The sequence below is a fragment of the Bacillus sp. ABP14 genome (assembly GCF_001831375.1).
Classification (GTDB): domain Bacteria; phylum Bacillota; class Bacilli; order Bacillales; family Bacillaceae_G; genus Bacillus_A; species Bacillus_A paranthracis.
On the sequence record NZ_CP017016.1, the window covers coordinates 3,803,439 to 3,822,310 of the forward strand.

The window sequence follows — 18,872 nt, forward strand, 5'->3', positions numbered from 1 at the left end:
CGAGGAATTTTCCCTCGGTGTTTTTTACTTAAACCATCCTTTTTTATAAAACCAAGCCATCATGCCGCCGCCAATTAGTGCCATAATAAGTAAACAAATAAAATAACTATATTGTCCACCGAGCTCTGGCATATGCGTAAAGTTCATTCCATATACTCCCGCAATAAATGTTAATGGCATGAAAATAGTCGAGAATACAGTTAATGTTTTCATAATGTTATTCATATGATGCGAGTTTAATGAAAAATAGCTATCTCGAATATCTGCTGTTAACTCCCGGCTTGCTTCAATCATTTCGGTCAGTTTAAGCAAATGATCATGTATATCTTTAAAATAAATTTCATGATCACTTATACCGTAAAAACGAGTCGAATTTAAAATACGATACAATAAATCACGCATCGGAATAATTGTACGTCTTAACTTCGATAAATCTGCACGTATATCAAATACTTCTTCTAGTACACTTCCTGCCGTTTCACCCGTTAAATTATCATCAATTGCATTTAAATGATCCTCAATGTAATATACAGGCGCAAAATAGTCATCTACAATTTGATCAATAATTGTATGTGCTACGTGCAGGGGACTATTTTTAATACGCTTCTTTTCTCCAAGCGTTTTCCATACTCTTTCAATTGCATTGTTATGAGAAAAGTGGAAAGAAACAATATAACGATCACTAATAAATAAATCAATCTCGTGCGGTTCTAATCCATCCTCACCAAATGCATGAAGAACTAAAAAGTTATATCCATCATAAAAATCAACTTTTGGCCTTTGTACATATTCTATGCAGTCTTCAATTGCAAGGGGATGGAACTTAAAATGATCTTGCAAAATGTATGTATATTCTTCTTTCGTTGGCTTATATAAATCTAGCCAATACCATACAATATGGTCTTTCTTTGTTTCCTCTAGCGAAACATCATATAATACTTCATCTGTTTTTGTTATTGCACAAATTCTAATCATATTTTCACCCATTATTATTATAAACAAAAAATAGTAAAAAAAGCCAAGGAGAAATACTCCCTGGCCCTTCTTTATTATTCAGTAACGATGCCGTGCACTAATGTTGGTGCATCTACATGCTCTTTAGAGATCTTCATGTTCTCATAAATTTTTGCTTTTACGTCTTCTACATTTTCACGGTTTGCGTAAATGGTAACAAGTGATTCACCTTTTTTCACGCTGTCCCCTACTTTTTTACGAAGCATTAAGCCAACTGCTAAATCAATTTCAGATTCCTTCGTCGCACGTCCTGCTCCTAAAAGCATTGCTGCTGTTCCGATTTCATCTGCAACGATTTCTGATACATAACCGTCTTCCTTCGCTTCCACTTCAATTTTAAATTGTGCTTGTGGTAATTTAGAAGGATCATCAACAACAGATGCATCGCCGCCTTGCGCTGATAAGAACGTTTTAAATGATTCTAGTGCCTTACCGTTGTTCATTACTTCAATTAATTTCTCACGTGCATCTTCTAGAGATGAAGCTTGTCCAGCAAGGTATACCATTTGACTTCCAAGCGTTAAACATAACTCTTCTAAATCTTTCGGTCCTTTACCTTGTAATGTATCAATTGCTTCTTGTACTTCAAGTGCGTTACCAATCGCCTCACCAAGTGGTTGACTCATATCAGAAATAACAGCCATCGTATTACGACCAACGTTATTACCAATGCGCACCATTGCTTCTGCTAAACGTTTTGCATCTTCATCTGTTTTCATAAATGCACCTGCTCCAGTTTTTACATCAAGAACAATTGCATCTGCACCAGCAGCAATTTTTTTACTCATAATTGAGCTTGCAATAAGCGGAATTGAGTTTACTGTTGCCGTTACATCACGAAGTGCATACAATTTTTTATCCGCAGGTGTTAAGTTTCCACTTTGACCAATAACTGCGATTTTATTTTCATTTACAAGACGCATGAATTCATCATTTTCGATTTCAACATGGAATCCTGGAACTGCTTCTAATTTATCAATTGTACCACCGGTATGTCCTAGACCACGTCCAGACATTTTTGCAACCGGTACACCTAAAGCGGCTACTAATGGACCTAATACAAGTGTTGTTGTATCACCAACGCCACCTGTCGAGTGCTTATCTACTTTTACTCCTTCAATAGCTGATAAGTCGATTGTATCACCGCTATTTACCATTGCCATCGTTAAATCTGCACGTTCTTGATCGTTCATATCTTGGAAGAAAATTGCCATTGCAAGTGAACTTACTTGATAATCAGGAATATCACCATTTGTATATCCTTCAACAATAAAGTTAATTTCTTCTGTCGTTAATGCATGTCCGTCACGTTTTTTTGCAATTAGGTCCACCATTCTCATTGTGAGGTCACCCCTTCATTTGTTTTACGATTGCTTTTACTAATGCTAAGAAGTTAGCTTTAACACGTTCTGTCGTTTCGATTACTTCATCGTGGTGAAGTGGCTGATCTAAAATACCAGCTGCCATATTTGAAATACAAGAAATACCAAGTACTTTCATACCAGCGTGACGCGCTACAATTACTTCAGGTACTGTTGACATACCAACTGCATCTCCACCAAGTGTACGAAGCATACGAATTTCAGCAGGTGTTTCATATACAGGACCTGTCATTCCAACGTATACCCCTTCTTGTACTTTAATATTTAAGTCTGCTGCAACTTGTTTCGCCATTTCGCGAAGCTCTACTGTATATGATGTAGACATATCAGGGAAACGTACACCCATTTCAGAATCATTTGGTCCGATTAATGGATTTGTACCCATGAAGTTAATGTGATCTGAAATTAACATAAGATCGCCTGGTTCGAATGATGTATTTACACCACCAGCTGCATTTGTTACAACAACTGTTTCTACCCCTAGTTCTTTCATAACACGAACTGGGAATGTTACTTTTTGCATATCATATCCTTCATAGAAGTGGAAACGTCCTTGCATTGCTACTACCGTTACACCTTGAAGTGTACCGAATACTAGTTGACCTGCATGGCCTTCTACAGTGGAAACTGGGAATTCAGGGATTTCACTGTAAGGTACTGTTACTGCATTCTCGATTTCATCTGCTAATACACCTAGTCCAGATCCAAGGATTAGTCCTACTTGTGGTGTCTCTTGAAATTTCTCTTTTAAATATGAAGCTGATTTTGTAATAAGTTCACGATTCATTTGTTTATCCCCCTATTTCTTTAGCTCGTTTAAGAAGCTTGTTCCGTATTCTGGCATTTTCACACCGAAGTTTTCTGCTACAGTTGCACCAATATCAGCAAATGTTTGACGAAGTGGTAACTCTTTTCCGCCTTCTTTCATGCTTGGGCTATATGCTAATAACGGTACATATTCACGTGTATGATCAGTACCATGATGCACTGGGTCATTACCGTGGTCTGCTGTAATTAATAATAGATCATCTTCTTTTAGTTTTTCGAATACTTCTGGAAGACGTGCATCATATTCTTGCAGAGCTTCTCCGTATCCTTGTGGATCACGACGGTGACCGAATAATGCATCAAAGTCAACTAAGTTTAAGAAGCTAAGACCTGTAAAGTCCATATTTAATGTATCTACAAGCTTATCCATTCCATCCATGTTAGACTTCGTACGAAGTGATTCAGTTACCCCTTCACCATCATAGATGTCAGAGATTTTACCGATAGCAATCACATCATAATCACTATCTTTTAATTCATTCATTACTGTACGGCCGAATGGTTTTAATGCATAGTCATGACGGTTCGGTGTACGTGTAAAGTTTCCAGGCTCACCAACGAATGGACGAGCAATAACACGGCCTACCATGTACTTCTCATCTAACGTTAATTCACGTGCAATTTTACAAATTTTATATAACTCATCAAGCGGCACTACTTCTTCGTGTGCTGCGATTTGTAGTACGCTATCAGCAGAAGTGTAAACAATTAAAGAGCCTGTTTCCATTTGTTCTTGACCAAGTTCATCAAGAATTTCAGTTCCAGAAGCTGGTTTATTACCGATGATTTTACGGCCTGTTTTTTCTTCTAATTCATCAAGTAATTCTTTTGGGAATCCTTCTGGGAACACTTGGAATGGTGTATCAATGTAAAGACCCATGATTTCCCAGTGGCCTGTCATTGTATCTTTACCAGTAGATTTTTCTTGCATTTTTGTATAATATCCAAGTGGTTTTTCTACTTTAGAGATGCCTTTCATTTCACGAATGTTACCAAGACCTAATTTCACCATGTTAGGCATTTGTAACCCATTCATATGTTCAGCAATGTGACCAATTGTGTCAGATCCTAAATCACCAAATTGTTCAGCATCTGGTGCTTCACCGATTCCAACAGAGTCCATAACGACTAGGAATATACGTTTATATTTATTCATAACTGCGACCTCCTATAAGTTCAGTTCTACTTCTTGTAGTATGTTCAAAACGCTATAAAGTGAAACTGTTCTCCATAAGAATTATCTTTCGTTCTCATTATCAAACAGTACTTCTTTAAATCATTCTCTAACCTATTTCGTTTACCTTGAAACGACGCAAAAACATTTCTAGTTTTTTCTAAGTCAGATGTCAGACATCTGATACTGATATCATAACATGTTTACGCTTTCTTTTTAATACATTTTCGTAGAATTTCTCATTTTCTTCACACTTCTATTGTAATCCATTATTCACAGAAGTGCTAATCATTTTATGATTTATTTCTTCATATAAAGTGAAATTTTAATCAGTGGCGGTTTTGTTCTTTCCCACTTATCATTTTCAGAATAAAAATAAAAAAAGCAGCTCTAAAGAGCTACCTTTTTATTTTACTTCTACTGTTTCTTCTTTATGTTCATGCAATTCGCCTTTTTTAACATGAACTTTCACTTTGTAAGAACCCTTTTCTTTGAAAGTATGTTTCGTTTCATACTCCCCTTTATTTCCTTCTTTTGCTGGAATGAATTCGTGTTTTTCCACACCATCTTTCCAAATCTCAAGTTGTACTTCAGCACCAGTTAAAGCTTCTTCTTTTTGTTTTAAATGAACTTTCATTGTTGATTCAGCATTTGCTTTTATGTCACCAGCCATAAGGTGAATCATTGTATCGCTTTTATGATCGCCATGTCCTGCACCATGATCACTATTTTCTTTTTTCGCATCTTCTACTTTCGCATTTCCTACAGCCACTTTTACTTCTGGCATAACATGCATTTCACGCGCATTTGTGTGAGCGATAATATGGTATACGCCATCCGTCTCGAACGTTTTCTCTACAGCATAAACACCTTTTCCTTTATGCTTACCTTCTAGCATCTCGTGCTTTTCGTCGCCAGCTTTCCAAATTTCAAACTTTACATCATCAGCATCTGTTACCTTTTCTTTTCCTTGTGTAACAAGTGCCTGTACTTCTGTTTTTTCACCAGGTTTAATTTCTTTCGGATTTGTTTGAACTGCTACTTTTACAGCTTCTAGTTTCTGTTCTTTTTTCGGTTCTTCTTTGTTTGTATTACAGCCAGCCAATGCTAGCATCGCGATAAATAAAGTCATAATAAGTTTTTTCATCATCATTTCCTCCTTCATACTTTATTTAGTATAGAGGAAATACATTGTAATATTCTAGTCTTCTGCTGAAAACAATGTACGAAATGTTTGTGAAGTTTCTGTGAAGTGCTATAGCCTTTTGAATCTATGAAAAAAGAGCATAGTACCTATGCTCTCGGATGAAACTGTTTATATACATCTTTTAATCTAGTTTTTGAAACATGCGTATAAATTTGTGTCGTTGAAATATCTGCATGTCCAAGCATTTCTTGCACAGCACGTAAGTCTGCTCCATTTTCTAATAAATGCGTAGCAAAAGAATGACGCAATGTATGAGGTGTAAGCTCTTTTTCAATATTTGCTTCTTTCGCTAATCGTTTTAAAATTTTCCAAAATCCTTGTCTTGATAATCGATTGCCATGATGGTTTAAAAAGAGTGCATCTACTACTTTTTTCCCCATCAATTCTCTTCTTCCCTTTTCAATATACTTTTGAATCGCTTCCGTCGCTAAACTTCCTAGTGGAATAATTCTTTCTTTATTCCCTTTCCCTATGCATCGAACAAATCCCATCGTTAAATGTACATCTTCTAAATTTAATGCAATTAATTCCGAAACACGAAGTCCTGTTGCATACAATAACTCTAGCATCGCTTTATCACGAACCCCAAAAGCGCTCGTCATTTTTGGTGTCTGCAGTAACGCCTCTACTTCATCAACTGACAATACTTTCGGTAATTTCCGTTCTCCTTGCGGCGTTTCAATATGTACGGATGGATCGTGCTCTACCGCTCGTTCACGAAGTAAAAATTGGTGAAACGAACGAATCGATGCAATATGACGTGCTAATGTTTTCGAAGATTTTCCGTTTTCTTTTAAGTGCTGCAGAAAGTTAACAATGTGCAAGCGTGTCACTTCGTGAAAGCTTTTCGCTTGTTCTACATTTTGCAAATACTTTACATAACTTTTTAAATCACGTTCATAAGATACTACTGTATTTTTCGCTAGTCCTTTTTCAACAACCATATAATGAATAAAATCTTTTAATTGATCTTCCAATCTACACTACTCCCCATTTTCATAGAAAAACATCATTCTATTTACGAAAGCATCCTTTGCCGGCTCTTCATTCCCTGATACTTTTTCTACAGTCTCTTCTTTTGGCTTTTCATAACGATGATAGCTTTCATATTCTTCATTTATCCATAGTATAGCGAAATAAAACAAAATCGTACAACTTGTAAATAATAAAAATACTTTTATCCCATCAAAAGTTAATTTTAAAGCTCGGCGCATTGTAAATTCCTCCAAAATATAAGTTATTACAACATATGCCAAGCTTTCACCAATTTATACCTTATTCAAATAAAAAACCTCTTCCTAGTTAAATAGGAAAAGGTTATTTTTCATCCGTTTCATTTTCTTGACAATTTTTACAAATCCCATGGAATGTTAAACGATGATCCTTCACCTTAAAGCTCCAGTCATGTTCTACTTTCCTTTCCACTTCACCAAGTAAATCTTCTTGTATTTCTTGTACAGCACCACATTGTGTACAAATCAAATGATGGTGGAAACGCTGCGCACCTTCTTGGCGTAAGTCATAGCGTGAAACACCGTCTCCGAAGTTAATCTTATCGACAACTTTTAACTCAGATAATAGTTCTAAAGTTCGATAGACGGTTGCTAATCCGATCTCTGGCGACTTTTCTTTTACAAGGAGGTAAACATCTTCTGCGCTTAAATGATCTTCTTCATTTTCTAGCAGCACACGAACTGTTGCTTCACGTTGCGGTGTTAATTTGTAGCTCGCTGCATGTAATTGCTTCTTAATTCGTTCAATTCTTTCTTCCATTCGGTACTACTCCCTCCTCGCCACTCTTACACCATTATATCAGAAGAAGGGCTTCTGTCAAAAGAAAAACAATAAAAACAAATTGATAATTATTCTCATAAAGTATTTATTGTTTATTAATAGCCTCAACGACTTCTTTCATTAAAACTGGTGATGCATAAGCCTCTACACTTGAAGCAAGAGCTAACACCGCTCCAATTACAAGAAAGAAGCATGTATAACGGATCAATAATGGTAATAGCGGCTCAGTTATTTTTCGGATAAATTGATGCCTAATCATGCGTAAGGAAAAACTTGCGGCAATTGTTGTCATAACGAGAAATACTGGGATGATAATGAGATTTTGTGGCAATACAGAAACGAATGCTAATAATAATCCATTCCATCCATGCTGACTTACTAAAAAACCTACTGTAAATCCGACAACTACTCCTTTTGCAAATAATAAAATAAAAATGAGTGGCAATCCAATAATTGAAATCCCTAAAATCCAAATAAATCCAATGTATTTTAATTGTGAAAAGTAACTTTCTCGAAACATTTCGCCTGCAATAGCAAATTCTCCTTTAGAAACTTGTCCAAAAAAACGTTGCAAATAAAATGATAAATCTTGTTTTTGATTTAATTGTAAACTATTTACAAGAATCGCTCCAAATATTACTCCCATCAATAACAAAACAGCGTTAAATATATATAATGAAGAGTTTTCCTGTATGTGAGACATTACACGGTCTTGCCAAGTTTTTCTCCACATTTTTCTTCCCTCCGTTCACACTCTTACTAAAAATGTATGAAAGAAAGAAAAAAGTATGACGAATTAACATTGAAATTCCGCTCTACTTTGCTAAACTAAAAAGTAGAGAATAGGAGGGATTTCTCTTGAAACCATTATTATTAGATTTTCCAACATTATTTCAAACTGAACGCTTACAGGTTCGTAAGCCATTTCCAGGTGATGGTGCAGAAGTGTATGAAGCAATACAAGCTTCTCTAGAAGACTTAGTACCGTGGATGCCAATTAACGCTGAAACAGAAGAAAGTGCTGAAGAAATCGTTCGTAACGCTCACGGACAGTTTTTACTTCGTGAAACACTTGATTTTCACTTATACGATAAAGTATCTGGTACATTCATCGGAGCTATAACGCTCAAGCCTGAAAACTGGGATATTCCAAAGTTTTCACTTCACTTCTGGCTACATAGCGCTTATACAAAACAAGGCTATATGACCGAAGCTGTGAAAGGTGCCATTCAATTTGCCTTTGATAAGCTAAGCGCTCGAAGAATTGAAATTCGTATTGATGCAACAAATACAAATGCATGTAACTTAGCAGAACGTTTAGAATTTATTCTAGAAGGTACAATGGAAAATGATTTCATAGCACCAGATGGTAGCTTACGTGATGCACGCGTATATGCAAAAATTAATTAAAAACACTCGCCTTTGGCGAGTGTTTATTTTTGTAGTTGTAAATATTGTACTGCAAACATCGTCTTCGCATCGTGAATACGAAGATCTTTCATAAGAGTAGTTGCTTCTTCTAATGATACTTCCATTAATTCCACAAACTCATCTTCATCTAACGCAGCTTTATTTTCTTTTTTCGTCAAACCTGTCGCTTTATATACATATAAAATTTCATCTGCAAATCCTGGAGATGTATAGAAAGAAGTAATAAGCTCCATATTTTCACATACATAACCTGTTTCCTCTTCTAATTCACGAACTGCTGTCACCTCAGGTTTTTCACCTGGCTCTAACTTGCCAGCTGGAATTTCTATAATCGCCTTTTCAAGCGCTTTACGATACTGCTCAACAAGCACAATTTTCCCCTCATCAGTAATAGCAATAATAGCAACTGCACCAGGGTGATTTACAATTTCACGTTTACTCATTGCTCCATTTGGTAATACTACATCATCAACACGAACTTTTATAACTCTACCATCAAAAATCGGCTCAGTTTTTACTGTTCTCTCTGCAAGATTACTCATACTACTTCATCTCCCTGTTCTATTTCCTATTCTTTCCTCATACATTTTACCACATTGAAAGGAGCGTGATAGAAATGAAAGTTTATATTTTACCAAATCGCGTCACTTTAGTCGGAAAAGCATGGCAAATTCGCCATAAGCTAAAACAATATGGCAAAGAGTATACAACTGTACAAGAGTGGATTACAGCAACTAAAAAGTAAACGTTTGTCAACCTCTTTTCCCTTGCGTACAATAAGAATAAGGAGAAGGAGGTTGAACTATGAAAAAACGTCAATTAGGAAACTCAGATTTATTTGTGACAGAAATGGGACTTGGCTGTATGTCCCTCGGTACATCTGAAAAAGAAGCCCTGCGTATTATTCATGAAGCAATCGATTTAGGAATCAATTTTTTTGATACAGCGGATTTATATGATTATGGATTAAACGAAGAATTTGTTGGAAAAGCCTTAAAAGGAAAACGAGACCAAATTATCCTTACAACGAAGGTTGGGAATCGATGGACAGAAGAAAAAAACGGCTGGTCTTGGGATCCTTCTAAAAATTACATAAAGGCTGAAGTGAAAGAAAGTTTACGTAGACTTCAAACTGATTATATTGATCTTTATCAACTTCACGGCGGGACGATTGAAGATCCTATAGATGAAGTAATTGAAGCCTTTGAAGAATTGAAAAAAGAAGGTATCATTCGCCATTACGGTATTTCTTCTATACGTCCAAATGTCATCCGTGAATATGCACAGCGTTCAAATATCGTTAGTGTTCTAATGGAATATAGCCTTTTGAATCGTCGCCCTGAAGAATGGTTCCAGCTTCTTAATGAACATCAAATTAGCGTCATTGCTCGCGGACCACTTGCGAAAGGAATATTAACTGATAACAATACAAGAAAGATAGAAAGAGTAAAAGAAAAAGATTACCTTTCTTATTCTTACGATGAATTATATGCAACGCTTGCGAATGTAAAAGAAATAATTGGAGAAAACTCCTTAACTGGAACAGCTATTCAATATTGCTTACATAACGAAACTGTTGCAGCTGTTATACCTGGTGCAAGCTCTATTGGGCAATTACGAGAAAATGTACAAGCTAGTAAACAAACACAGTTAACAACAGCAGAATATACACAGCTTCAGCAAATTGTGAAATGTAATACGTACGCATTACACCGATAAAAAGACGCTACCATACTGGTAGCGTCTTTTTATAACGTATCATATTTATCAGGATTCGTTCCTACATGTAAATTACGATTTAACGTATTAATTCGAGTCATCTCTTCTTCTGTTAATGAAAAATCAAAGATAGAAAAATTCTCCTGAATGCGAGATGGTGTAACAGACTTAGGAATCGTCACAATCCCGCTTTGAATATCCCACCTTAATATAACTTGCGCAGGTGTTTTTTCATATTTAGTAGCAATGGCCTGAATAATCGGGTGCTGAAATACTTCTCCGCCCCTCATTAATGGACTCCATGCTTCCATTTGAATTTGCTCACCTTGACAGAAATTACGCAATTCAAATTGTGTTAACATGGGATGAAGTTCCACTTGGTTTACCATCGGCTTTACTTTGCAATTTGGTAATAGCAGTTCTAAATGATGTTTATGGAAGTTAGAAACACCAATCGCGCGCACTTTACCGTCTTCATACAGTTTTTCTAATGCTCGGTACGTATCAACATACTTCCCTCTTATTGGCCAATGTATTAAATATAAATCTACATAGTCCATTTGTAATTTTTTTAAGCTTTTCTCAAACGCCTCAAGTGTTTCCTCGTATCCTTGATCATCGTTCCAAACTTTTGTTGTAATAAAGATGTCTTCTCTCGGAATCCCTGATTCACGAACTGCTTCTCCGACACCGCTTTCATTTTCATATACAGTTGCTGTATCAATCGAACGGTATCCAACTTCTAACGCTGTTTTTACTGCTTGTTTTACTTCGTCGCCTTCTTTCGCTTTATAAACGCCTAAACCAATCATCGGCATTTTTACGCCATTATGAAGTGTAGTTGTTGGAATGTGCACAGTCGTCTCCCTTTCATCATTACATTTTTTTATAAGCCACCACTTTATTTGAACAAGATTCAACTAAAAAGTCAAAACATATGTACAGTTTACATAATAAACTTATATACTTTCTAAAATAATGCGAACTCATTCATTCACATTATTTTCCATCCATTTCTTCGCTTTTTCATCAACATTACGTACAAACTCAGTTTTCCCTTCCGAATATAACTCACCATCATATGTATACTTTTCAGCTAATTCTTTCTTTAAAGTTGCATATGCCTCAGCTTCTTCACAATGAGCCATCATATAATCACGAAATGCTAAATGCCTTACTATCTCAGGGTTTCCTTTTTCAAACACGTGTAGGTGATACGAGCGTTTTTCCTCCGTTCCATGAATAAAATAACGGCGTCTTGAAATACCATTCTCCCCTTTTACGATATAGCCAAGCTCTTCAAAACGTTCATTCCACCTATCTACTCTGTCGATACTCTCTACTTCCATAATCATATCTATAATTGGTTTCGCTGCCAGTCCTGGCACCGACGTACTTCCAATATGATGGACCTTCACCTTTTCTGGCATCGCCGCTTTTAATCTTTCAGCCTCCATTTGAAATTTTTCACCCCAATGATTTTCATGCGGAACAACTACAATTTTTCTCATTCTAACTCCCCTTTTCTTACAAGCTCGTCAAAAAAATGATCAGCGTTATTCACTGATCATTTTCGTTATTATTTAAAGTCTTTCCAAGTAAGGTTACTTTCACTTAACAGTTCTTCAAATGATTTATTCTTTTCACGTTCTTTTTGTTCTTGGCGCTTTCTTTCCTGTTCAGCTGCCACTTTTTCCTCTTCTCTCACTTGCAACTCTTTCTTCTTATTCTTTAATTGCTGCATGAGTGAATCATTTAATTGATCACCTAATGTAAGCGACTCTTTCTTTTGTTGATTCACTTGCGCTTGTCTTTGCATTTGTCTTTGTTTCTTTTTCTTCATACTACTCACCTTTTACTTTTTTCTCCATTATAGTAGATACACAATGAACTCGACAATAAAAAAGGTCCTTTACTCTATTATTCACTTTTTGTAAATATGTTAATTTTTCGAAAAAACTATTTTTTTGTCTGGATATAATCCTATGAATCTATTAAAATTATGTCGTATGATGTCAGATTATAAAAAAAGGAGAATTAGATTATGTGGAAAAAAATCATTCCTGCTGTTGCCGTTTTAAGCACCATTACTTTTTCAACCGTATTTGCTGCTCCCCCATCCCAGACTCCAGCTGAACAAAACCGCTACATAGACGTACAAATGCTTGGTATTAATGATTTCCATGGACAACTAGATACTGTTAAAAAAATTAATAACAAAGAAGCTGGTGGCGCTGATTACTTAGCTACTTATTTAAAAGAACGTAAAAAGCAAAACCCGAATACACTTCTCGTACACGCTGGCGATATTGTCGGAGCTAGTCCACCAGTTTCAGCATTGTTACAAGACGAACCAACGATTGAATTTTTAAATGACTTAAAATTTGATGTTGGCACAATCGGAAACCACGAATTTGATGAAGGTATTGATGAAATGAAACGTCTCATTTACGGTGGCTATCACGAAAAAACAGGGAATTTCAAAGGTGCAAATTTCCCTTATGTCGCTGCAAACTTCTATAATAAATCCACTGGCCGCTTATTTTTACCGCCATTTACTGTAAAAATGGTAAATGGTGTGCCTGTAGGATTCATTGGCGTAGTTACAACTGATACACCAAATGTCGTGATGCCTACTATGCTTAAAAATGTAGAAATCACTGACGAAGTAGAAGCAATTAATAAATCAACGCAGCAATTAAAGCGTCTTGGCGTTAAATCCATTGTCGTCCTTGCTCATGTCGGTGGAACAACAGATGAGTCTGGCGTGACAAATGGAGACCTTACTCGAATTGCAAATGAAACAGATCCGGAAGTTGATGTTATTTTTGGTGGGCATAGTCACACGTATGTAAATGGTACTGTAAATAATAAACTAATCGTCCAAGCGAACTCTTACGGAATGGCTTTCTCAGATGTAGATGTAACAATTGATCGTAAAACAAAAGATATTGTAAAGAAAAAAGCTGAAGTTGTTACAACATACCATGAAGGTGTAGAACCTGATAAACAAGTAAAGAAAAAACTAGATCAATATAAAGAAAAAATTGCACCGCTTGTAAATGAAGTTGTCGGAAAATCTACAGCACCTATCGACCGTAAACAAAATGATGCTGGTGAGTCCACTCTTGGAAATTTAGTTGCCGATGCCCAGCGCCAAACGATGCAAACTCAAATCGCACTTATGAATCCGGGCGGCATTCGTAATGACTTAGATGCTGGCGATATTACATGGGGCGAATTATACGGCATTCAGCCTTTTGGAAACCAATTAATTAAAGTAGATTTAACAGGTCAAGATATTCGCGACATTTTAAATCAACAATGGCAAAAAGGAACGACGAGAATGCTTCAAATTTCAGGTATTCAATATACGTGGGATGCAAATAAACCAAACGGTCAAAAAGTTACAAATATACGTTTAACAAACGGTGAAGAATTATCTCCATCTAAAACGTATAGCGTAGTGGCAAATGCCTTTTTAGCTTCTGGCGGTGATGGATTTGTATCATTTAAAAATGGTAAAAATGTAGAAACTGGTCCAAACGACTTTGAAGCGCTAGTCGATTACGTAAAACAATTAAAAGAACCTATTCAGCCAATTATCGATGGTAGAATTCAAAAAACAAATTAAGTACACTCATAATAAACAATCTTAATTTTTCATCGTAAAAGATACACATAAACCTTTTATCCGTCATATATGTGAAACCTAAAAAGGATACTCGTTCTTACAATGAACATAGTATCCTTTTCTTTATTTATCAATATGTGATGTGTTGTTAAAATCATATTGTTGTAAAAATTGTTGTAACGCCTCTTCTACAAGTTTAGATTTTTGAATTCCTTTCGATTCTGATATAACGTCTAGTTTTGCTAATATTTCTTTATTAATAGAAAAGGTACGTTTCTTTTTTTCTGTACTTATATTCATCATGGGCGCAATTACTTCTTCTTTCTTTCTTAATAACTCATAAATACTTTGTAATTGTTCATAAATTAATAGTTGATAATCCGTTTTCGCATATTGAAGGGCTGTCGCTTCTTGGAGTTGTAAGTGACGCGGTTCTTCTCCATCTCCTACAAAAATACGCTTTTTCTGTTCTCCATCATATTCGTATCCAATCAACCTTAATTTCTTCGATAATGTATACGGGCTTATTTCAAGGCGTTTTGCTATAATAGCGATGGATTCACGCCTATTTAAACAATCGACAATTTCTCCAATCGTCACAATTTCCCTCCTCCCATATTGAAATGACACTAGTATGGTATGTTACAATGATTTTCTAACAGTATATGCAAAACGAATAGCCTGTGCGATTCATACGATTTTAGAAAAGGAGGTTTTCAATATGCTTTTTCGTAGCAATACCCCGCAGTTCTATAATGAAAATAAAAAACTCATTCCTAATAGTATCGCTACGATGGAAAGCGTTATGATTAACAACCGAAAACAAACTCTCCTTATGCGCGGGCAAAACGTAGAGCAGCCTATTTTATTATGCTGTCACGGTGGACCAGGCATGGCACAAATCGGATTTATTCGTCATTTTCAAAAAGAATTGGAGAAACACTTCATCGTAATTAATTGGGATCAGCGCGGGGCAGGTAAATCCTTTTCAATGAAAGATTTCGGAGCAAATTTTACAATCGAACAATTCATTTCCGATGCAAAAGAAGTGATTCAATATGTACTTAAAAAATTCAATAAACAGAAACTATTTCTCGCTGGTCATTCTTGGGGAAGTATTATCGGGCTTAACATAGCACACTATTATCCACAATATATCGAGGCTTATATCGGTATTGGGCAAATTGTACATATGAAACAAAACGAGGAATTACTATATCAGCATTTAATTCGTTCTGCAAAAAAATATAATCATAAAAAAGCATTAGCGTCCCTTTTAAAATTAGGAAAACCGCCATTTTTAGATACGAGACGCCTTATTATTCAAAGAAAATGGCTTGGCACATTCGGAGGTGCAATCCAAAACGGATCTTCCTTTTCTTTCATACGAAAAGGCTTCTTTTCTCCCGAATATACACTATTAGATTGGTTCAAGTTTCTCGCAGGAAATTTAAAATCTGGCGTTTTATGGGAAGAAATGTTGACAGTCGATTTCTTTTCTTCTATTACGAGTTTATCTATTCCAGTTTATTTTTGTTCTGGTCGCTATGATTATCAAACTCCTTATGCACTCGTTCAGGAATATTGTGATGTAATAGAAGCACCGATAAAAAAGATGATTTGGTTCCCAAATTCAGCACATTCTCCCGATTTAGAAGAGCCAGAATTATTCGCTCGTTCTTTACAATCCATTAAACAAGAGCTAGCTTTTCACCATTAGTAACAAAAGGCTCTTTTACATTTCATAAAAAACAATTTATAATAATATGTCGCAACTATGTATAAATCTAGCAAGGTGATTCATATTTCCTTGCCTTAACACAATAAAATTTTGGGGAGATTACATTTATTATGAATGCTGTACTCATTGCAGTAGCAGTTATGCTATTGCTTAGTTTGTTACGTGTCCAGGTCATTGTCGCCATCATTGTTGGAGCTTTAACAGGCGGACTTATCGGTGGACTCGGTATTTCAGAAACGATTAACACTTTTACAACTGGTCTTGGAAACAGTGCTCCAATCGCTTTAAGTTATGCAATGCTTGGTGGTTTCGCTATTTCTCTTTCCAAAACCGGACTTCCAGATGCTATGATTCAAACTGCATTAAAGTGGATTGGCAATGAACAAGACACGAAAAAACAAGTTTACTCTAAAATACTTATTCTATTTATCATTTTAACGATGGCTTGTTTCTCACAAAATGTGATTCCTGTTCACATCGCTTTCATCCCCATCTTAATTCCAGCACTTTTAAAAGTATTAAATGAGCTGAAAGTGGATCGCAGACTTGTTACATGTATTATTACATTCGGATTGATTACTCCTTATATGTGGATTCCAGCAGGATTCGGAAAAATTTATCATGACGTATTACAAACAAATGCTGCGCAAAGCGGTCTTACATTTGATGTCGCACTTATTCCAAAAGCAATGACCATTCCAGCAATCGGTATGATTATCGGATTATGTGTGGCAGTATTTATTACATACCGAAAACCTCGTACGTATGAAACAGAACAAATTCATACTACTGAAAATGAAATCGTTCCCTATACAAAACGAAGCATTACTTTCGGGCTAGTATCTATCTTAGCTACATTAACTGTTCAATTAGCAACAGAATCAATGATTTTCGGCGCTCTAGCGGGGATTATCGTTTTATCAGTTAGTGGTAGTCTACCTCTTAAAGAAGCTGATGCAATTTTAACAAGCGGAATGCGTATGATGTCCTTTATCGGATTTGTTATGATTTCTGCCGCTGGGTTCGGAGCTGTTCTTCGAAAAACAGGACATGTTGAATCTCTTGTACAAACGAGTGCACATATAATTGGGAATAACAAACCACTCGCTGCATTTCTTATGCTTGTAATTGGACTTCTCGTTACGATGGGAATTGGTTCATCCTTTTCAACCATTCCTATTTTAACAACAATTTTTGTACCTCTTTGTATTCAGCTTGGATTTAGTCCAATGGCCACCATTGCAATTATCGGTACAGCCGGAGCGCTAGGAGACGCAGGATCTCCAGCATCAGATAGTACACTTGGACCAACATCCGGTTTAAACGCTGATGGTCAACACCATCATATATGGGATACATGTGTACCAACTTTTTTACATTACAATATACCGTTACTAATATTCGGCTTTATTGCCGCCATTACATTATAAAAGGTGCGTTTTATACGCACCTTTTACTTTTTTATTTTTCCTTTTAATTGTTGCAACGCTATTTTCCCATTTTCTTCGATACAACTTTCAATTTTCAGGAATGACGGCCCTACCCACTCACTGTCTATACTCCCGTTCAGTCCAATAATTTTCAATTTATTCGGTATACGGATATTTAAATTCTTTGCTGCTCGAATTAATTCAAAAGTAACCTTATCACTTGCAGTTACAATTCCATCTATATACGGATAAGTTTGCAATAATGTAACAAACTGTTTATTCGTATACCCTTGTACACATTCTTCTCGATAAGAGATTCCTTCCTCCCAAACAGCGTCTAAAAATCCTGATATGTACTCTTCCATTTCTTCACTATCTTCGCCCTCACCGAAATAAGCAAGAAAGTGACAACCTTTTTCTTTTAATAAAGAGACCGCTCTTTGGCCACTTTCATAATAATTTGCATGAGATTTTTTTTCATCAATCACAACAAACGGAAGTGGGATTTCTCCTATACTTTTAAAAACGGATCTTGTCAAAATAACACCTGCAACGTTATTTTCCTTCAACATATGTATGTATCTATCTTTATTCTCTATATTACAAACAATAATTTGATATCCTTCTTTATACGCTATTTCCTCAATACAATGTAGCAAAGTGATGTTTGATGGGTCATATAGATTATCTACAAGTAATGCAATTATCATTGAATTCTCTTTAAATAGTGGCTTTGCTGCACTATTTGGCCTATAACGTAATTCCTCAATTGCTTCCTTTACTTGTTTTACTGTGTCCTCATGAACGTATCCTTTTTCATTTATAACTCGTGAAACGGTTGCGACTGAAACACCTGCCAATTTTGCAACATCACGTATAGTTGCCACATCGTCACCCCTTAATATGGTAATAGATTACAATTTTACGGTAACCTAAATTACAATATTCGTCAAGGTTAATAATTTATATTTCTGAAAATTGTTACATCATTACACTAAACTATATTCTAATTGAATTTCATGTAAAATCGGGATATTATCATACCCGATGCGCGGAATTTCTTTCTTTATTTTTCGTGCCTCTTCCACCGCATTTACATATAAATTCGTCATCAAAAAATTACGTTTTTGGTAAAAACGTAACGCATTCATATTATCATTTGTTGTTATAAGCCAAACCTGCCTGCACCGTTCTTCTTCTGCAACTCGTAATACACAATCCACAAGTTTTGTCCCTATTCCTTTTCTTTCTTCAAAGCTATCTAACGATACAATTTCGCACATATTTCCGATCAATTCATAAGTTACAATTCCGATTATTCTGTCTTCTGAGAGCGCAACAAATCCTGGCAACTCTTCTAACTGATGTCCCTTACCACGTGAAACCATCAATGAACTCCCCCAGTTCTCACACATGAACATTCGGATTGTTTCTTTCATCGCTGGCGTAATTTTTTGTATATGCACCATTTCCTATTTCTCCCCTTTTCTATCCTTGTGATACAATATAAGTGTATCA

At 35.8% G+C, this 18,872-nt stretch carries 22 protein-coding genes; 6 read left to right on the forward strand and 16 right to left on the reverse strand.

Features of this window, described 5'->3' with window-relative positions:
• Window positions 1-24 precede the first annotated feature (24 nt).
• The 9 genes from corA to spoIIM form a co-directional block, all read right to left on the reverse strand.
• Window positions 25-987 carry a magnesium/cobalt transporter CorA gene (gene corA / locus BGI23_RS19650; protein WP_001998197.1) on the reverse strand — a complete coding sequence of 321 codons (963 nt, stop codon included), beginning with the start codon at window positions 985-987 and terminating at the stop codon, window positions 25-27.
• A gap of 62 nt (window positions 988-1,049) precedes the next feature.
• The gene (locus BGI23_RS19655) at window positions 1,050-2,354 is read right to left on the reverse strand and encodes a pyrimidine-nucleoside phosphorylase (RefSeq protein WP_001243079.1); all 1,305 of its coding nucleotides are present in this window, start codon (window positions 2,352-2,354) and stop codon (window positions 1,050-1,052) included.
• A 7-nt stretch (window positions 2,355-2,361) separates the two neighbouring features.
• A complete protein-coding gene (locus BGI23_RS19660; protein WP_001078446.1) occupies window positions 2,362-3,183 on the reverse strand; it encodes a purine-nucleoside phosphorylase in 822 nt (273 codons plus the stop codon).
• A 12-nt stretch (window positions 3,184-3,195) separates the two neighbouring features.
• A complete protein-coding gene (deoB, locus tag BGI23_RS19665) occupies window positions 3,196-4,380 on the reverse strand; it encodes a phosphopentomutase (protein ID WP_001046082.1) in 1,185 nt (394 codons plus the stop codon).
• A 424-nt stretch (window positions 4,381-4,804) separates the two neighbouring features.
• Window positions 4,805-5,548, reverse strand: coding sequence for a FixH family protein (locus BGI23_RS19670; RefSeq protein ID WP_001993299.1), 744 nt, complete (start codon window positions 5,546-5,548; stop codon window positions 4,805-4,807).
• Window positions 5,549-5,691: 143 nt separating this feature from the next.
• Complete coding sequence (gene xerD / locus BGI23_RS19675) at window positions 5,692-6,582, reverse strand: site-specific tyrosine recombinase XerD (protein ID WP_000390084.1); 891 nt, start codon at window positions 6,580-6,582, stop codon at window positions 5,692-5,694.
• Between the two features lie 6 nt (window positions 6,583-6,588).
• A complete protein-coding gene (locus tag BGI23_RS19680) occupies window positions 6,589-6,819 on the reverse strand; it encodes a YqzK family protein (protein ID WP_001250432.1) in 231 nt (76 codons plus the stop codon).
• Between the two features lie 103 nt (window positions 6,820-6,922).
• Window positions 6,923-7,378, reverse strand: a complete 456-nt coding sequence (fur, locus tag BGI23_RS19685) for a ferric iron uptake transcriptional regulator (RefSeq protein WP_000392655.1) — start codon at window positions 7,376-7,378, stop codon at window positions 6,923-6,925.
• A 106-nt stretch (window positions 7,379-7,484) separates the two neighbouring features.
• A complete protein-coding gene (spoIIM, locus tag BGI23_RS19690) occupies window positions 7,485-8,102 on the reverse strand; it encodes a stage II sporulation protein M (protein WP_223290733.1) in 618 nt (205 codons plus the stop codon).
• Between the two features lie 155 nt (window positions 8,103-8,257).
• On the opposite strand from spoIIM, the gene BGI23_RS19695 reads away from it, so the two are divergent.
• On the forward strand, window positions 8,258-8,809 hold the full coding sequence (locus tag BGI23_RS19695; protein WP_000803491.1) for a GNAT family N-acetyltransferase: 552 nt from the start codon (window positions 8,258-8,260) through the stop codon (window positions 8,807-8,809).
• 23 nt (window positions 8,810-8,832) lie between these two features.
• Here BGI23_RS19695 and BGI23_RS19700 read toward each other — a convergent pair whose 3' ends face one another.
• Window positions 8,833-9,372, reverse strand: a complete 540-nt coding sequence (locus BGI23_RS19700; protein WP_000067038.1) for an NUDIX hydrolase — start codon at window positions 9,370-9,372, stop codon at window positions 8,833-8,835.
• Between the two features lie 74 nt (window positions 9,373-9,446).
• Here BGI23_RS19700 and mciZ point away from each other — a divergent pair, with 74 nt between their 5' ends.
• Together mciZ and BGI23_RS19710 are read left to right on the forward strand one after the other, a co-directional pair.
• Window positions 9,447-9,575: a Z-ring formation inhibitor MciZ gene (gene mciZ / locus BGI23_RS19705; protein ID WP_000870299.1), complete on the forward strand. Its 129-nt coding sequence runs from the start codon at window positions 9,447-9,449 to the stop codon at window positions 9,573-9,575.
• Window positions 9,576-9,634: 59 nt separating this feature from the next.
• Complete coding sequence (locus BGI23_RS19710) at window positions 9,635-10,549, forward strand: aldo/keto reductase (protein ID WP_044793853.1); 915 nt, start codon at window positions 9,635-9,637, stop codon at window positions 10,547-10,549.
• Between the two features lie 29 nt (window positions 10,550-10,578).
• Here the strand turns inward: BGI23_RS19710 and BGI23_RS19715 are convergent, their stop codons facing one another.
• The 3 genes from BGI23_RS19715 to BGI23_RS19725 all read right to left on the reverse strand — a co-directional run bounded on the left by BGI23_RS19715 (window position 10,579) and on the right by BGI23_RS19725 (window position 12,392).
• The gene (locus BGI23_RS19715) at window positions 10,579-11,406 is read right to left on the reverse strand and encodes an aldo/keto reductase (protein WP_044793852.1); all 828 of its coding nucleotides are present in this window, start codon (window positions 11,404-11,406) and stop codon (window positions 10,579-10,581) included.
• 129 nt (window positions 11,407-11,535) lie between these two features.
• Window positions 11,536-12,060 (reverse strand): GrpB family protein, encoded by a 525-nt coding sequence (locus BGI23_RS19720; RefSeq protein WP_001227172.1) that lies wholly within the window; start codon window positions 12,058-12,060, stop codon window positions 11,536-11,538.
• A 68-nt stretch (window positions 12,061-12,128) separates the two neighbouring features.
• Window positions 12,129-12,392 carry a YqkE family protein gene (locus tag BGI23_RS19725; protein WP_000727549.1) on the reverse strand — a complete coding sequence of 88 codons (264 nt, stop codon included), beginning with the start codon at window positions 12,390-12,392 and terminating at the stop codon, window positions 12,129-12,131.
• A gap of 201 nt (window positions 12,393-12,593) precedes the next feature.
• On the opposite strand from BGI23_RS19725, the gene BGI23_RS19730 reads away from it, so the two are divergent.
• Window positions 12,594-14,183: a bifunctional metallophosphatase/5'-nucleotidase gene (locus BGI23_RS19730; protein ID WP_070806789.1), complete on the forward strand. Its 1,590-nt coding sequence runs from the start codon at window positions 12,594-12,596 to the stop codon at window positions 14,181-14,183.
• A 123-nt stretch (window positions 14,184-14,306) separates the two neighbouring features.
• Here BGI23_RS19730 and BGI23_RS19735 read toward each other — a convergent pair whose 3' ends face one another.
• Window positions 14,307-14,783 carry a ribbon-helix-helix domain-containing protein gene (locus BGI23_RS19735; protein ID WP_070806790.1) on the reverse strand — a complete coding sequence of 159 codons (477 nt, stop codon included), beginning with the start codon at window positions 14,781-14,783 and terminating at the stop codon, window positions 14,307-14,309.
• A 121-nt stretch (window positions 14,784-14,904) separates the two neighbouring features.
• Between BGI23_RS19735 and BGI23_RS19740 the strand changes: the two genes are divergently transcribed.
• Window positions 14,905-15,903, forward strand: a complete 999-nt coding sequence (locus BGI23_RS19740; protein ID WP_000898954.1) for an alpha/beta fold hydrolase — start codon at window positions 14,905-14,907, stop codon at window positions 15,901-15,903.
• A gap of 131 nt (window positions 15,904-16,034) precedes the next feature.
• The gene (locus tag BGI23_RS19745; protein WP_000994774.1) at window positions 16,035-17,354 is read left to right on the forward strand and encodes a Na+/H+ antiporter family protein; all 1,320 of its coding nucleotides are present in this window, start codon (window positions 16,035-16,037) and stop codon (window positions 17,352-17,354) included.
• A 23-nt stretch (window positions 17,355-17,377) separates the two neighbouring features.
• Here the strand turns inward: BGI23_RS19745 and BGI23_RS19750 are convergent, their stop codons facing one another.
• Window positions 17,378-18,241, reverse strand: a complete 864-nt coding sequence (locus BGI23_RS19750) for a LacI family DNA-binding transcriptional regulator (protein ID WP_070806791.1) — start codon at window positions 18,239-18,241, stop codon at window positions 17,378-17,380.
• 102 nt (window positions 18,242-18,343) lie between these two features.
• Window positions 18,344-18,823, reverse strand: a complete 480-nt coding sequence (locus BGI23_RS19755) for a GNAT family N-acetyltransferase (protein ID WP_046197871.1) — start codon at window positions 18,821-18,823, stop codon at window positions 18,344-18,346.
• Window positions 18,824-18,872 lie beyond the last annotated feature (49 nt).

Excerpts from the sequence above, each read along its gene's own strand:
- BGI23_RS19660 (WP_001078446.1), bottom strand. The coding sequence starts at position 3,183 with ATGAATCGTGAACTTATTACAAAATCAGCTTCATATTTAAAAGAGAAA.
- BGI23_RS19755 (WP_046197871.1), bottom strand. The coding sequence starts at position 18,823 with ATGGTGCATATACAAAAAATTACGCCAGCGATGAAAGAAACAATCCGA.
- deoB (WP_001046082.1), bottom strand. The coding sequence starts at position 4,380 with ATGAATAAATATAAACGTATATTCCTAGTCGTTATGGACTCTGTTGGA.
- fur (WP_000392655.1), bottom strand. The coding sequence starts at position 7,378 with ATGGAAGAAAGAATTGAACGAATTAAGAAGCAATTACATGCAGCGAGC.
- BGI23_RS19730 (WP_070806789.1), top strand. The coding sequence starts at position 12,594 with ATGTGGAAAAAAATCATTCCTGCTGTTGCCGTTTTAAGCACCATTACT.
- spoIIM (WP_223290733.1), bottom strand. The coding sequence starts at position 8,102 with ATGTCTCACATACAGGAAAACTCTTCATTATATATATTTAACGCTGTT.
- BGI23_RS19680 (WP_001250432.1), bottom strand. The coding sequence starts at position 6,819 with ATGCGCCGAGCTTTAAAATTAACTTTTGATGGGATAAAAGTATTTTTA.
- mciZ (WP_000870299.1), top strand. The coding sequence starts at position 9,447 with ATGAAAGTTTATATTTTACCAAATCGCGTCACTTTAGTCGGAAAAGCA.
- BGI23_RS19720 (WP_001227172.1), bottom strand. The coding sequence starts at position 12,060 with ATGAGAAAAATTGTAGTTGTTCCGCATGAAAATCATTGGGGTGAAAAA.
- BGI23_RS19670 (WP_001993299.1), bottom strand. The coding sequence starts at position 5,548 with ATGATGAAAAAACTTATTATGACTTTATTTATCGCGATGCTAGCATTG.
- BGI23_RS19745 (WP_000994774.1), top strand. The coding sequence starts at position 16,035 with ATGAATGCTGTACTCATTGCAGTAGCAGTTATGCTATTGCTTAGTTTG.
- BGI23_RS19740 (WP_000898954.1), top strand. The coding sequence starts at position 14,905 with ATGCTTTTTCGTAGCAATACCCCGCAGTTCTATAATGAAAATAAAAAA.
- BGI23_RS19710 (WP_044793853.1), top strand. The coding sequence starts at position 9,635 with ATGAAAAAACGTCAATTAGGAAACTCAGATTTATTTGTGACAGAAATG.
- BGI23_RS19725 (WP_000727549.1), bottom strand. The coding sequence starts at position 12,392 with ATGAAGAAAAAGAAACAAAGACAAATGCAAAGACAAGCGCAAGTGAAT.
- corA (WP_001998197.1), bottom strand. The coding sequence starts at position 987 with ATGGGTGAAAATATGATTAGAATTTGTGCAATAACAAAAACAGATGAA.
- BGI23_RS19700 (WP_000067038.1), bottom strand. The coding sequence starts at position 9,372 with ATGAGTAATCTTGCAGAGAGAACAGTAAAAACTGAGCCGATTTTTGAT.
- BGI23_RS19655 (WP_001243079.1), bottom strand. The coding sequence starts at position 2,354 with ATGAGAATGGTGGACCTAATTGCAAAAAAACGTGACGGACATGCATTA.